Origin of the sequence: Staphylococcus sp. EG-SA-15, from assembly GCF_017151895.1 — a bacterium.
Taxonomy (GTDB): domain Bacteria; phylum Bacillota; class Bacilli; order Staphylococcales; family Staphylococcaceae; genus Staphylococcus; species Staphylococcus aureus.
On the sequence record NZ_JACVZN010000141.1, the window covers coordinates 1 to 248 of the forward strand.

General features: G+C 35.5%; 1 protein-coding gene. It reads right to left on the reverse strand.

What is annotated here, in order from left to right; genetic code table 11:
- Positions 1 to 77: 77 nt before the first annotated feature.
- The gene (locus IDG64_RS14750) at positions 78 to 227 is read right to left on the reverse strand and encodes a hypothetical protein (protein WP_481906133.1); all 150 of its coding nucleotides are present in this window, start codon (positions 225 to 227) and stop codon (positions 78 to 80) included.
- Between the last annotated feature and the right edge of the window lie 21 nt (positions 228 to 248).

Genomic DNA, 248 nt, shown 5'->3' on the forward strand with positions numbered 1-248 from the left:
AATGGTAACCATAATTTAGAGCAAGCTAAATCAAATGCAAACACTACTATAAACGGACTTCAACATTTAACAACTGCTCAAAAAGATAAATTGAAACAACAAGTGCAACAAGCACAAAATGTTGCAGTTTGTTGGATACTTGTTACATTTGCAACACGTTGCGCACTTGTCACTTGTGCTTTCAACGCATCTTTTTGCGCTTTATTTAAGTTAGTAGCACCATCGATGGCATTTGTTGCTGTTTGTTT